General features: G+C 70.6%; 10 protein-coding genes and 1 pseudogene. 4 read left to right on the forward strand and 7 right to left on the reverse strand.

Annotated elements, in window-relative coordinates; genetic code table 11:
- Positions 1-36: 36 nt before the first annotated feature.
- Together V1318_RS14900 and cysK are read right to left on the reverse strand one after the other, a co-directional pair.
- Positions 37-672, reverse strand: a complete 636-nt coding sequence (locus V1318_RS14900) for a DUF6498-containing protein (RefSeq protein WP_332940495.1) — start codon at positions 670-672, stop codon at positions 37-39.
- Positions 673-692: 20 nt separating this feature from the next.
- Positions 693-1649, reverse strand: a complete 957-nt coding sequence (gene cysK, locus V1318_RS14905) for a cysteine synthase A (protein ID WP_332940496.1) — start codon at positions 1647-1649, stop codon at positions 693-695.
- Between the two features lie 265 nt (positions 1650-1914).
- Between cysK and V1318_RS14910 the strand changes: the two genes are divergently transcribed.
- From V1318_RS14910 to V1318_RS14925, 4 genes are all read left to right on the forward strand, one after another.
- The gene (locus V1318_RS14910; protein WP_332940497.1) at positions 1915-3015 is read left to right on the forward strand and encodes an efflux RND transporter periplasmic adaptor subunit; all 1101 of its coding nucleotides are present in this window, start codon (positions 1915-1917) and stop codon (positions 3013-3015) included.
- 49 nt (positions 3016-3064) lie between these two features.
- On the forward strand, positions 3065-6190 hold the full coding sequence (locus V1318_RS14915; RefSeq protein WP_332940498.1) for an efflux RND transporter permease subunit: 3126 nt from the start codon (positions 3065-3067) through the stop codon (positions 6188-6190).
- Between the two features lie 93 nt (positions 6191-6283).
- Positions 6284-6844, forward strand: a complete 561-nt coding sequence (locus V1318_RS14920) for a GNAT family N-acetyltransferase (RefSeq protein ID WP_332940499.1) — start codon at positions 6284-6286, stop codon at positions 6842-6844.
- A gap of 394 nt (positions 6845-7238) precedes the next feature.
- Complete coding sequence (locus V1318_RS14925; RefSeq protein WP_332940559.1) at positions 7239-8018, forward strand: TrmH family RNA methyltransferase; 780 nt, start codon at positions 7239-7241, stop codon at positions 8016-8018.
- Positions 8019-8758: 740 nt separating this feature from the next.
- Here V1318_RS14925 and V1318_RS14930 read toward each other — a convergent pair.
- From V1318_RS14930 to V1318_RS14950, 5 genes and pseudogenes are all read right to left on the reverse strand, one after another.
- Positions 8759-8992, reverse strand: a pseudogene (locus tag V1318_RS14930) (RebB family R body protein); the annotation flags it as partial.
- 132 nt (positions 8993-9124) lie between these two features.
- Positions 9125-9577, reverse strand: a complete 453-nt coding sequence (locus V1318_RS14935; protein WP_332940500.1) for an NIPSNAP family protein — start codon at positions 9575-9577, stop codon at positions 9125-9127.
- 65 nt (positions 9578-9642) lie between these two features.
- Entirely contained in the window at positions 9643-11043 is a 1401-nt protein-coding gene (locus V1318_RS14940) for a M28 family peptidase (protein WP_332940560.1), read from the reverse strand.
- A gap of 479 nt (positions 11044-11522) precedes the next feature.
- Positions 11523-11924 carry a large-conductance mechanosensitive channel protein MscL gene (gene mscL / locus V1318_RS14945; RefSeq protein ID WP_332940501.1) on the reverse strand — a complete coding sequence of 134 codons (402 nt, stop codon included), beginning with the start codon at positions 11922-11924 and terminating at the stop codon, positions 11523-11525.
- Between the two features lie 45 nt (positions 11925-11969).
- Positions 11970-12683 carry a fumarylacetoacetate hydrolase family protein gene (locus V1318_RS14950; protein WP_332940502.1) on the reverse strand — a complete coding sequence of 238 codons (714 nt, stop codon included), beginning with the start codon at positions 12681-12683 and terminating at the stop codon, positions 11970-11972.
- Position 12684 lies beyond the last annotated feature (1 nt).

A 12684-nucleotide genomic window follows, 5' to 3' on the forward strand; every position in this document is an offset into this window, starting at 1 on the left:
GTTTTACGAAGCACGTTTAAGAAGCGCCACGCGCGCTCAGACCTCTTCATCGCCCGCCGCATCGGCGACGCCCGCCGGCCGCTTGAGCGCGCCGCGCTCGGCCATGCGCCGATCGATCGCGTCCAGGCCCAGGTCCGAGACGGTCTTGAGCGTACAGAACACCAGCAGCGCGGCGGTGCCTTGGCCGCCGGCGCCGAACAGAATGGTCAGGTGCATCGGCAGCACGCGCAGGTAGGGCGTGAACATCAGCGCGCCCAGGTTGGGCCGACCGCGCAGGTCGGCGGCGTGCTGGACTTGGTAGGTCTTGCGCTGCGACAGCGCGAAGGAAACCCCGCAGGCGACCAGCACCAGCCAGTCGAAGGCGCCGGCCACCCGATGCTGGGCGAACAGGAACACCAGATAGCCCAGATGGAAGAAGCCGTAGTGGAGGACGAAGAAGCGCGCGGTCGAACGCTTGCCGGCCTCGTCTTCCGGCACGCGCTGACCGCCGGAAGTGAAGCCCTCGGTGCTGAATTCGCGCAGCGACAGCATGCGCTCGCGCGCGTAGTAGCCGACGATCACGCTCTGGATCCAATACGCCCACAGCAACCAGCCCACGCTCCAGCCTAGCGCCAAGGCCGCCACCAGGGTCGCGGCATTGGACAGCAGCAGGTTGCGTGCAGAAGGCTGCATGCGGCCGGCTCAGGACGCGCTCAGGGCAGGCTCGCCAGCCACTCGTCGTCGGAGCCTTCGTTGACGCCCTCGAACAGGATGGTGCTGAGATAGCGTTCGCCGGTATCGGGCAGCATGGCCAGGATCACCGAGCCCGGCGCCGCGCCCTGCGCGACTTCCAGCGCGGCGGCCGCGGTGGCGCCGGCGGAGATGCCGACGAACACGCCTTCCTCGGCCGCGAGCCGGCGCGCGGTGTCGCGTGCGAGCAGATCGTCGACCGGCAGGATCGCGTCGGCGGCCTGCGGGTTGAGCACTTCGGGGATGAAGTCCGGGGTCCAGCCTTGGATCTTGTGCGGCTGCCATTCCTTGCCGCTGAGCAGGGACGCGCCGGCCGGTTCGGACACGGTCACGCGCACCTCGGACCGCGCCAGTTTCAGCATCTCGCCGACGCCGGTCAGGGTGCCGCCGGTGCCCCAGCCGGTGACGAAGTGATCGAGGCGGCGGCCGGCGAAGTCCTGCAGGATTTCGGCCGCGGTGGTCTGGCGGTGATACGCCGGATTGGCCGGGTTCTGGAACTGGCGGGCCAGGAACCAGCCGTGCCGCTTGGCCAGTTCCTCGGCGCGCCGGACCATGCCGCTGCCGCGCTCGGCGGCCGGGGTCAGGATCACCTTGGCGCCGTAGGCGCGCATCAGCTTGCGGCGCTCGACCGAGAAGGTTTCCGACATCGTCGCCACGAATTTGTAACCGCGCGCCGCGCACACCATCGCCAGCGCCACGCCGGTGTTGCCCGAGGTCGCCTCGACCACGGTGTCGCCGGGCTTGAGCAGGCCGCGCGCCTCGGCGTCGAGGATGATCGCGATCGCCAGGCGGTCCTTGACCGAGCCGCCGGGATTGAAGGACTCGACCTTGGCGTACAGGGTCACGTGCGGCGGGGCGATGCGATGCAGGCGCACGATCGGGGTGCGGCCGATCGTGTCGAGGATGCTGTCGTGGATCATGGCGGGCTCCTGGGCGGGGGAACGGGAGGGGGAGGCGGGGCGAACGGGGCGGGCGCCGGCCCGCGGCGCGGTCGCGGGGCGACCCGCCACATTCGGCAAACCTTACACGCGCTGGGCGGCGCAGGCCGGCCAAGCGGGCCTGGCGACGTCAACCAATGGCCCACGCGAACGTTAACGCAGGGCCGCTAGAATCGCCCGGCTGGGCTGCGCGCGCCCCGTCGCGGATGCGCGCCCAGCCCCCTCAGTACCCCGTTCAGAGAACCGCATGCGCCTTGCCCCCGGATTCCGTGCAGCTTGCACCCGCGCCAGCTGCGCGCTCGTCGTCATCGCCGCGGTGGCGGCCTGCAGCAAGGACGAGCAAGCCAAGCAAGGAGGCGGCGGCGACCGGCCGACGCCGGTGACCATCCAGGCCGCCGCGTTGCGGCCCTGGAACGACACCGTGCAGGCGCTGGGCAACGTCAAGGCGCGTGAATCGGTGACCGTGACCGCCAAGGTCAGCGAGACCGTGCAGCGCGTGCATTTCGACAGCGGCGACGTGGTCGCCGCGGGCGCGCCGCTGATCACCCTGACCGGGCAAGCGCAGCAGGCCGCGCTGGAGCAGGCCCAGGCCACCGCCAAGGAAGCCGACAGTCTGTACCAGCGCCAGACCGAACTGGCCGCGCAGCAGTTGATCGCGCGCTCGGCGCTGGACACCCAGCGCGCGACCCGCGACGCGGCGCGTGCGCGCGTGGCGCAGATGGCCGCCGACCTCGACAACCGCGTCATTCGCGCGCCCTTCGGCGGCGTGCTCGGCATCCGCCAGGTCAGCCCCGGGTCCCTGGTCACGCCCGGCACGCCGATCGCGACGCTGGACGACACCGCCCGCGTCTACGTCGATTTCCCGGTGCCGGAAACCCTGCTCGCCGACATCGCGGCCGGTCAGCGCGTCAGCGGCACCAGCGCCGCCTATCCCGGCCGCGTCTTCGACGGCCAGGTCAGCACGGTCGACGCGCGCGTCGACCCGACCACGCGCGCGATCACCGTGCGCGGCGACTTCGCCAACGCCGATCGCGTGCTGCGCCCGGGCATGCTGGTCCAGATCACGCTCGAGCGCCCGCGACGCGAGGCCCTGCTGATTCCGGAGATCGCGGTGGTCCAGGTCGGCAACGACTCCTTCGTCTACCGGGTCAAGCCCGACGGCACGGTCGAACGCGCCGACGTCAAGATCGGCACCCGCCGCGAAGGCCTGGCCGAGATCGTCGAAGGCCTCAAGGCCGGCGAGCGCGTCGTGGTCGACGGCACCGGCAAGCTGCGCCCGGGCGCCAAGGTGGTCGAGGGCGGCGCAAAGCCGGCGCCGGCGGCGGCGAAGGGCGCCGGCAATGGTTGAGCGCCTGCGCATGCCGTACACCGCCAGCGCGCCGCGGAGCTGAGCGACGATGAATATTTCCGATCTCTCGATCCGCCGTCCGGTGTTCGCCACCGTGATGAGCCTGCTGTTGATCACCCTGGGCGTGATGGCGTTCTCGCGCCTGACCCTGCGCGAACTGCCGGCGATCGATCCGCCCATCGTCTCGGTCGACGTCACCTATCCCGGCGCCTCGGCGGCGGTGGTCGAAACCCGCATCACCCAGGTGCTGGAAGACGCGCTGGCCGGCATCGAGGGCATCGAGACCATCGAGTCGCGCAGCGTCAACGGCCGCGCCTCGATCAGCATCGAGTTCACTCTGCAGCGCGAGATCGAGGCCGCCGCCAACGACGTGCGCGACGCGGTCAGCCGGGTCAGCAACCGCCTGCCCGAGGAGGCCGATCCGCCGCAGATCGAGAAGGTCGAGAGCGACGCCGACCCGATCCTGTGGCTCAACATGAGCTCCAAGCAGATGGACACGCTGCAGCTGTCCGACTACGCGGAGCGCTACGTGGTCGACCGCCTGTCCTCGGTCGACGGCGTGGCCCAGGTCCGCATCGGCGGCCAGCAGCGCTACGCGATGCGGATCTGGCTGGACCGCGATGCCCTGGCCGCGCGCGACATCACCGTCAACGAGGTCGAGGCCGCGCTGCGCGCCGAGAACGTCGAACTGCCGGCGGGCCGGATCGAATCCGAAAGCCGCGACTTCACCCTGCGGGTGGCGCGCAGCTACCAAAAGCCCGAGGACTTCGCCCAGATTCCGTTGCGCAAGGGCGCCGACGGCTACGTGGTGCGCCTGGGCGACGTGGCCAAGATCCAGCTCGATTCGGCCGAGCGCCGCGCCTACTACCGCAGCAACGGCGAGCCCAACATCGGCCTGGGCATCGTCAAGACCTCGACCGCCAACAGCCTCGACGTGGCGCTGGCGGTGCGCAAGGCCGCCGACACCATCCGGCCCTCGCTGCCGCAGGGCACCGACATCTTCGTCGCCTTCGACACCACGGTGTTCATCGAATCGGCGGTGGAGCGCGTCTACCACACCCTGGCCGAAGCGATCGTGCTGGTGCTGATCGTGATCTGGCTGTTCCTGGGCAGCTTCCGCGCCGCCCTGATTCCGGCGGTGACGGTGCCGGTGTGCCTGATCGCCGCCTTCATTCCGCTGTACCTGTTCGGCTTCTCGATCAACCTGCTGACCCTGCTGGCGCTGGTGCTGTGCATCGGCCTGGTGGTCGACGACGCGATCGTGGTGCTGGAGAACATCCAGCGCCGCGCCGACCTGGGCGAACCCAAGCTGGTCGCGGCCGCGCGCGGCACCAAGCAGGTCGCGTTCGCGGTGATCGCGACCACCGCGGTGCTGGTGGCGGTGTTTCTGCCGGTGGGCTTCATGGAAGGCAATACCGGCCGCTTGTTCCGCGAACTGTCGGTGGCCCTGGCCGGCGCGGTCGCGATCTCGGCCTTCGTGGCGCTGACCCTGACGCCGATGATGTCGTCCAAGCTGGTGCGTCCGCACAGCGAAGAGAAATCCAACCCGATCAACCGCTGGGTCAACGCGCGCCTGGACGGCGTCAGCCGCCGCTACCGGCGCTGGCTCGACCGCAGCGTCGAGCGGCCGTGGTTGTTCGGCATCTTGATGCTGGCCGCGATCGCGCTCAGCTACGGCCTGTTCCGCTACGTGCCCTCGGAACTGGCGCCGCCGGAAGACCGCGGTTCGTTCCAGATATCCATCCTCGGCCCGGAAGGCGCCGGCTTCGACTACACGGTCAAGCAGGTCCAGCAGGTCGAGAAGATCGTCGCCGCGCATGTCGGCCCGGACAAGACCATCCAGCGCTACAACCCGCGCGTGCCCGGCGGTTTCGGCGCCAGCGAGGAAATGCACACCGGCCGCATCGCGGTGTTCCTGCAGGATTGGGACAAGCGCGACGTCAGCACCGCCGACGTCGCCGACAGCCTGCGCGCCGAACTCGGCCAGCTCACCGGCGTGCGCGCGCTGCCGCAGGTCAGCGGCGGCCTGGTGCGCACGCGCGGCCAGCCGATCCAGATCGTGCTCGGCGGCCCCGAGTACGCCGAGCTCGCGCAATGGCGCGACAAGCTGCTCGCGCGCATGGAGCGCAATCCGGGCTTCTTCTCCGCCGACTCGGACTACAAGGAAACCCGGCCGCAGATGCGGGTCGAGATCGATCGCCAGCGCGCCGCCGACCTGGGCGTCAGCGTGACCGACATCGGCCATGCCCTGGAGACCATGATGGGCTCGCGCCGGGTCACCACCTTCGTCCAGAACGGCGAGGAGTACGACGTGGTGGTGCAGTCCGACCGCGCCCTGCGCGCCTCGCCGGCCGACCTGGCCGCGATCCAGGTGCGCGCGCGCGGCGGTGGCCTGGTGCCGCTGTCCAACCTGGTCACCCTGCAGGAACTGGCCGAACCCGGCAGCCTCAACCGCTTCAATCGCCTGCGCTCGATCACGATCAGCGCCGGCCTGGCGCCGGGCTACCGCATGGGCGATGCGATCACCTGGCTCAACCAGGCCGTGCGCGAGGAACTGCCGGAGCAGGCCCAGATCGACTGGAAGGGCGAATCGCGCGAGTACCAGGCCGCGGGCGGCGCGGTGCTGCTGACCTTCGCCCTGGCCCTGCTGGTGGTGTACCTGGTGCTGGCCGCGCAGTTCGAGAGCTTCATCCACCCGTTCGTGATCATGCTGACCGTGCCGTTGGGCGTGCTCGGCGCGCTGATCGGCCTGGCGCTCACCGGCGGCACGCTGAATCTGTTCAGTCAGATCGGCATCGTCATGCTGGTCGGCCTGGCGGCCAAGAACGGCATCCTGATCGTCGAGTTCGCCAACCAGCTGCGCGACGAGGGCCGCGCCATCCACGAGGCGATCGTGGAGTCGGCGGCGGTGCGCCTGCGTCCGATCCTGATGACCTCGATCGCCACCGTGGTCGGCGCGCTGCCGCTGGTCCTGGCCGGCGGCCCGGGCTCGGCCAGCCGCGCGACCATCGGCATCGTGGTGATCTTCGGCGTGTCGTTCTCGACCCTGCTGTCGCTGTTCATCGTGCCCGCGTTCTACGTGCTGCTGGCCAAGTACACCAAGTCGCCGGAAGCGGTGGCGCACGAGCTGGAGAAGCTGGAACGCGAGACCCCGCAGGCCGGTGGCCACGCCTGAAGCCGGCGCGGGCAGGCGCGGCGGAGGCCGCTCCTGCCGCGGCCGGCGCGCATTTCGATTTGCGCCGGAGCGCGGGCGTATTAGGCTAGCCGCATGAACCGCGCCTCCCACCATCCTGGCCCGCCGCCGTCGGGCCAGGGCTACGTCCTGCGTCCGTGGCGCGGCGACGACCTCGACAGCCTGCTCGCGCACGCCGACGACGCGCAGGTCGCGCGCGGCGTCAGCGACCGGTTTCCGCACCCGTACACGCGCGCCGACGGCGAGCGTTTCCTGGCCGGCGAGGTGGTGAGCTTCGCCGACCCGGTCTATGCGATCGAAGTCGACGGCCGGGCCTGCGGCGGGATCGGCGTGCGGCCGGGACAGGGCGAACGCGGCCATGGCGCCGAACTGGGCTACTGGCTGGGCCGCGCGCACTGGAACGGCGGACTGATGACGCGCGTGGTCGGCGCGTTCGCGCCCTGGGTGATGGACGAGCTGCGTCTGCACCGCCTGTTCGCGACGGTGCTGGACAGCAATCCGGCCTCGGCGCGGGTGTTGCTGAAGAACGGTTTCATCGAAGAAGGCGCGCAACGCTGCGCCGTGGTCAAGTACGGCGAACTGCACGATCTGCGCGTGTTCGCCAAGGTGAGAAGGAGTCTGCAAGATGCGCCGTGATCCTCCCCGTGGTCCGCGCCCGCCCGGCGGCGGCGATCCCTGGCGACGCGAAGGCGCCGGCGGCGAACGCAAGCCCGGGCGCGGGCGTTCCGACGAGCGCGCCACGCCGGAGCGCGCGCCGCGCGAACCGGGCGGCGCCGGGCCCTGGGCCGGCCGCGGCGGCGGCGAACGCGGCCGCAGCGACGAGCGCGGCCCGCGCCAGGACGATCGCAACCGCGGCGGCGAGCCCGCGCGCGGGCGCGACACGCCCTGGCGCGAGCGCGCGCCGCAGGCGCCGCGCGGCGGCGAGCGCAGCGGTGCCGTGCATCCGCGCGGCGAACATCCGCGCAGCGAGCATGCGCGGCCCTCGCGTCCGCCGCGCGACGATGCCCAGGGCTATCGGATCGGCGAACGCCTGGACGAAGCGCAGCTGCAGGAGGAGGCCGCGCCGCGGCGCGCGCGCGACCTGGAGCTGCGTCTGTACGGCCTCAACGCGGTGCGCGCGGCCTTCGCGCGCCGGCCGCAGGCGCTGCGCAAGCTGTATCTGAGCGAGGCGCGCATTCCGGCCCTGCAGCCCTTGCTGGCCTGGTGCGTGGCCCAGCGCGTCGGCTACCGCGTCGTCGAGGAGGGAGATCTGGACAAGCTCGCCGCCAGCAGCCACCACGAAGGCGTGGTCGCCGACCTGCTGCGCGAGGACAACGTTTCGGTGTCGACCTGGCTGCGCGATCTGCCGGCCGGCCCGCAGGCCGCGCTGTGGCTGGACGGCGTCGGCAATCCGCACAACCTGGGCGCGATCCTGCGCGCGGCCGCGCACTTCGGCGTGTCGGCGGTGCTGCTGCCCAAGCATTCCGGTCTGGCCCTGTCCGGCGCGGCCGCACGCGTGGCCGAGGGCGGCGCCGAGGCCGTGCCGATGGTGCGCCTGGGTCGCGGCGACAACGCCATCGCGCAGCTGCACGGTGCCGGTTTCGTGCTGGCCGCGACCCTGGTCAAGGGCGGCGCGAACCTGTTCGCGACCGCGCTGCCCGAGCGCGTGGTCTACGTGATCGGCGCCGAGGGCGAGGGCATGGACCGCGAACTGGCCGCGGCCTGCGATCTGCGCCTGTCGATTCCCGGCAGCGGCGCGGTCGAAAGCCTCAACGTGGCTGCGGCGACGGCGGTGTTCCTGGCGGCTTGGGCTTCGCGGCCGGGCGCTTAAAAGCAAATCCCCCCTAACCCCCCTTTTCCAAAGGGGGGAATGCTTGCGCGGCGGTTTGGCTTGCTCGGGATGGTTGGAGCCGCCAGGCATTTGTTTGCCCCCTTTGAAAAGGGGCGAACGACGTCCGCGCAGCGGGCGTGGGGATTCGCTCTTGCCCGCGCAGCGCTGAGATCGCCGCGCATTTTGCTTGCCCCCTTTGGAAAGGGGGCGAACGTCCGCGCAGCGGGCGTGGGGGATTCGCTCTTGCCCGCGCAGCGCTGAGATCGCCGGGCATTTTGCTTGCCCCCTTTGGAAAAGGGGGCGAACGCCCGCGCAGCGGACGTGGGGATTTGCTCTTGCCCTTGCTTGGCCAGCGGCCAACCGGCGCCGCATCGAAAGCGGCCGGCCAGCCGCAGCCGCGCGGCTCAGCTCAAGCGCCGGATCGTATCCAGCACGCTGGCGTAAGCGTCGGCCTTGTCGGGGTCGGCGATCATCGCGCGTAGGCAACTCGCGGTCGCGGCCAGCTTCACCACGTCCAGCGCATCGTGATGGGAGTTCTTGCTCATGTCGTCCAGCGCGGCCTGCATGGCCTGGGCCGCGCAGCGCGCCGCGTAGGAGAAGTCGCCGGCGCTGTCGAGCACGCTGTGCAGGTTCAGTTTCACCGCGTCCACGATCTGCGAACTGACGCCGCTCGCGGCCGCATTCTTGAGACCGGCCGCGCTTTGTTCGGCCGTGGCCTGCAGTTGTTCCGGGCCGGCCGCCGCCATCGTGTCGATGCTGTAGATCTGGATCGCGCCTTGGGCGGCCGCCGATTGCAGCAGGATGTTCATCTGCTGCTGCTGCATGACCGCGTTCTCGAACAGGATGCCGGTCGAATGGGCGAAGCTTTGGTAGATCGATCCCATCGCGATCGCCGGCGCTTCGCCGATGACTTTGACATTGCTCTGGGTAACGGAGTCGGTGATCTGGTCGTTGACGGTGGTCGGGAAGGACATGGCGGCGTTCCTGGTCGGTGAGTGGGCGTTCCTTGCGCGGCCCAGTCTACGGCGGGGCAACGTCGCCGGGGGACGGCCGTGAACCGATGCGACGAATGGAGCGGAGGCGGGCGACGAACGGTCGCGGCCCGCTCAGTCGGCCAGGGCGCGCTGCGGCGAGTAGCCGGTCAGGTGCAGGGTCCGGTCTTCGATGCCGTCGACGAAACGGCCGTGCTCGGCGCCGGTGCGCTGCTTGATCGCGGCCCATTCGGGATCGGCCATGAAAGCGTCCCAGGCGCGCTTCATCGCGGCCGCGTCCGGCCATTGCAGCAGGTAGACGAATTCGTCGTGGCCTTCGCTCTGCGACTGCCAGGTCGCGATCACGTCGAAACCGTGGCGGTCCATGATGCGCAGGGCGTGGTCGCGGAAGCGTTCGTGGAAGGCGGTTTCGTTGCCTTCGTGGACGCGGTAAATGCGCAGCTGATGCAGCGGCGCGGGCGCGGCGGCAGGCTCGACTTCGGCCCGGGCCGCATGCAGCGGCGCGAGGCCGGCCAGCAGCAGGGCGAAAGCGAGGAGGCAGCGGTACGGCGATCGGGCGACGTGCATGGCGACCTCGGCAAGAGGGCGCCGGCTGCGGCCGGCACCCCGTGGTTGGACTTGCGCGTTGCGGCTTACTCGTTGGGAACCGCGGCGGCCTTGGGCTGGCTGCCGAAATCGCCGTCGGCGGACGCGGCCAGGTAGGCGAACACCGCATAGGCCGCGACGTTCTGCGCCAACGCCTTCGGGTCGATCTTGTCGAAGGTGTCGTCGGGGGTGTGGTGCAGGTCGAAGTAGTCGCTGCCGTCCTGGGCCAGTCGCGCCCAGGCCATGCCGCGTTCGGCGATCGGGCCGATGTCCGGGCCCGGGCCGCCTGTGCCCGGCGCGTACTCGATGCCCAGCGGCGCCAGCGCTTCGGCGATCTGCTTGTCGGCGGCCTGCGCATGCGCGGGCGCCGAGCTGGAGTAGGCATAGATGCGGCCGGCGCCGAAGTCGCTCTCGGCGCCGATCTGGTGCTTGGCCACGGCGTCGGCGTGCGCGGCCGCGTAGGCCTTGCCGCCGTACAGGCCCTGCTCCTCGTTGGCGTAGGCGATCACGCGGATGCTGCGCGCGGGGCGCTGCTTCATCTGGCCGATCAGCTTGCCGGCGGCCATGGTCAGGCCGACGCCGGCGCCGTCGTCGATCGCGCCGGTGCCCAGGTCCCAGGAATCCAGATGCCCGCCGATCACCACGACCTCGTCGGGCTTCTTGCTGCCGCGGATTTCGCCGATGACGTTGTGCGAGGTCGCCTGGCCGTTCCAGCCGCAGTCCAGGGCCACGCGGACCTTGACCGGGCCCTGGGCGACCAGGCGCGCGAGCTGGTCGGCGTCGGGCGCGGCCAGCGCGGCCGAGGGAATCGGGGTCAGGCCTTCGTCGAAGCGGGTGATGCCGGTGTGCGGGGCGCGGTGCGAGTCGGTGCCGGCCGAGCGCATCAGCATCGCCGCCGCGCCGGCGCGGATCGCCGCCGAGGGCGCCCGGCTGCGCACGCGCGAGCCCGGGCCGTAGCCGGCGCCGTCGCGTGCGCGCTGCATGCGGTAGTCGACGAAGGCGATCTTGCCGGCCAGCGAGCCGGCCGGCGCCGCTTCCAGCGCGGCCAGGTCGGCGAAGCGCACCACCTCGGCTTCGACCGTGCCGCCCGGGCTGCCGCCCAGCGCGGTCAGGGTCAGCGGCTGACGGTGCGCGCCCAGCACTTCGGCGTGTTCGCTGCGGCGCTCCCACTTCGGAAAGCTCACCGGCTCCAGCCAGACTTTGTCGAAGCCCAGTTCGCGAAACTTGGCCTGCGCCCAGGCGACCGCGCGCGCATCGGCCTCGCTGCCGGCCAGGCGCGGCCCGACCTCGGTGGTCAGCGATTCGGTGATCCGATAACCCAGGTCGCTGGCCAGCGCGGTTTCGCGCAGTTGCGCGGCGTTGGCGATCGCGGCCTCGGGAATGCGGGTCTCGCGCTCGGCGGCGCGCAAGGGACCGGCCAGCGACGAAACGGACAGGACGACGGCCATGGCCGCCCACAACGGTGCACGCATTCCCAACTCCCCGGCTGCAAAAGACGAAGCGAGGAGCTTAGCAACCCGCGGCGCGCGGCTTGCATGCCTCAAGTCACGCCGGACTTGAGCGTTATTTGTCGCTGGCTATCGCCGCGCTTGAGGCTGGCGCGAAAGTTTGCCGAAGCGGCGCTTTCGCTTCGGCGCCGACCGCGCTTCCTGCCGTGGTCATGGCGCGTCGGGGTAGGAGCGGCGCAAGCCGCGACCACGCATCGGCCGCAGATTACGTAATCGCGGCCCATGCCGCTCCCACATGAAGCGACGCGGCTCCTTGTGGGAGCGGCGCAAGCCGCGGTTGCGCAGTGGCCGGAGCTTCGATCGCGGCTTATGACCGTAGGAAATCCCTGTGGGACGCCGCTGCTACCCCAAAGCAGAGCCGGACAGCGCAACGGCCGCACTGGGCGGCCGTTGCGGGTGCGGCATGCGCTGGCGTGCGCTTACTTCTTCAGCGAATCGCGGATCTCGCGCAGCAGCAGCACGTCTTCCGGCGTGGCCGGGGCTTCGGCCGGCTTGCGCACCTTGTTGTAGGCCTTGAGCAGCAGGAAGATCACCAGCGCGATCAGCAGGAAATCGATCGCGGTCTGCAGGAACAGGCCGTACTTGATCGCGACTTCCGCCGCGACTTCCTTGCCCGCCGCGTCCAGCTGTGAGGGCTTGAGCACGTACTTCCAGTCGCTGACGCTGACGCCGCCGCTGAAGAAGCCGATCGTGGGCATCACGATGCCGTCGACCAAGGCGGTGACGATCTTGCCGAACGCGGCGCCTATCACCACGCCGACCGCGAGGTCGACGACGTTGCCGCGCGAAACAAATTCCTTGAACTCGCTGATCATGCCCATGGCGGGTCTCCCTGGATTGAACGGCACGGGGGTGCCTTGCGGCGACTATACCGTCGCGGGCGCGATCTGGCCGTGCAGTTCGGCCACGCCTTCGAGCACGGCGTGGTAGCGATCGCCTGGCTGCAGCGCGGCCACGCCGGCCGGCGTGCCCATGAACACCAGGTCGCCCGCGCGCAATGCGTACAGGCGCGAAAGCTCGTGCAGGATTTCGGGCACGTTCCAGACCAGGTCGTCCAGCGAACCGCGCTGGCGCAACTGGCCGTTGACCTCGAGGCTGAGCGCGCGCGCGCCGAGTTCGCCGGCCTCGGCCACCGGCACGATCGCGCTGATCGGCGCGGAATGATCGAAGGCCTTGCCGGTGTCCCAGGGCAGGCCCTTGGCCTTGGCCGCGGTCTGCAGGTCGCGGCGGGTCAGGTCCAGGCCGACCGCATAACCGAAGATCAGCGGCGCGGCGTCGGCCGGGTCGAGTTCGCCGGCGGGCGCGTCGCGGCCCAGCGCCACCACCAGTTCGACCTCGTGGTGCAGGTCCTGGGTGCCGCGCGGGTAGGGCACGGCCTCGTCGATGACGATCGCGTCGGCGGGCTTGAGGAAGAACACCGGACGGCCGCGGTCGGCGGCCGAGGTGGGGACGGCGGCGCCCATTTCGCGCGCGTGTTCGGCGAAATTGCGACCGACGCAGTAGATGCGGCGGACCGGGAACTGTCCGCCGCCGCGGACCGGAATACGGGGCTGCGGCGGTGCCGCGATCACATCGGTCATT

Origin of the sequence: Lysobacter sp. CCNWLW3 (genome assembly GCF_036697405.1) — a bacterium.
In the GTDB taxonomy this organism is placed as follows: Bacteria; Pseudomonadota; Gammaproteobacteria; order Xanthomonadales; family Xanthomonadaceae; genus Lysobacter.

Excerpts from the sequence above, each read along its gene's own strand:
- V1318_RS14900 (WP_332940495.1), bottom strand. The coding sequence starts at position 672 with ATGCAGCCTTCTGCACGCAACCTGCTGCTGTCCAATGCCGCGACCCTG.
- cysK (WP_332940496.1), bottom strand. The coding sequence starts at position 1,649 with ATGATCCACGACAGCATCCTCGACACGATCGGCCGCACCCCGATCGTG.
- V1318_RS14910 (WP_332940497.1), top strand. The coding sequence starts at position 1,915 with ATGCGCCTTGCCCCCGGATTCCGTGCAGCTTGCACCCGCGCCAGCTGC.
- V1318_RS14915 (WP_332940498.1), top strand. The coding sequence starts at position 3,065 with ATGAATATTTCCGATCTCTCGATCCGCCGTCCGGTGTTCGCCACCGTG.
- V1318_RS14920 (WP_332940499.1), top strand. The coding sequence starts at position 6,284 with ATGAACCGCGCCTCCCACCATCCTGGCCCGCCGCCGTCGGGCCAGGGC.
- V1318_RS14935 (WP_332940500.1), bottom strand. The coding sequence starts at position 9,577 with ATGCACGTCGCCCGATCGCCGTACCGCTGCCTCCTCGCTTTCGCCCTG.
- V1318_RS14940 (WP_332940560.1), bottom strand. The coding sequence starts at position 11,043 with ATGGCCGTCGTCCTGTCCGTTTCGTCGCTGGCCGGTCCCTTGCGCGCC.
- mscL (WP_332940501.1), bottom strand. The coding sequence starts at position 11,924 with ATGGGCATGATCAGCGAGTTCAAGGAATTTGTTTCGCGCGGCAACGTC.
- V1318_RS14950 (WP_332940502.1), bottom strand. The coding sequence starts at position 12,683 with ATGACCGATGTGATCGCGGCACCGCCGCAGCCCCGTATTCCGGTCCGC.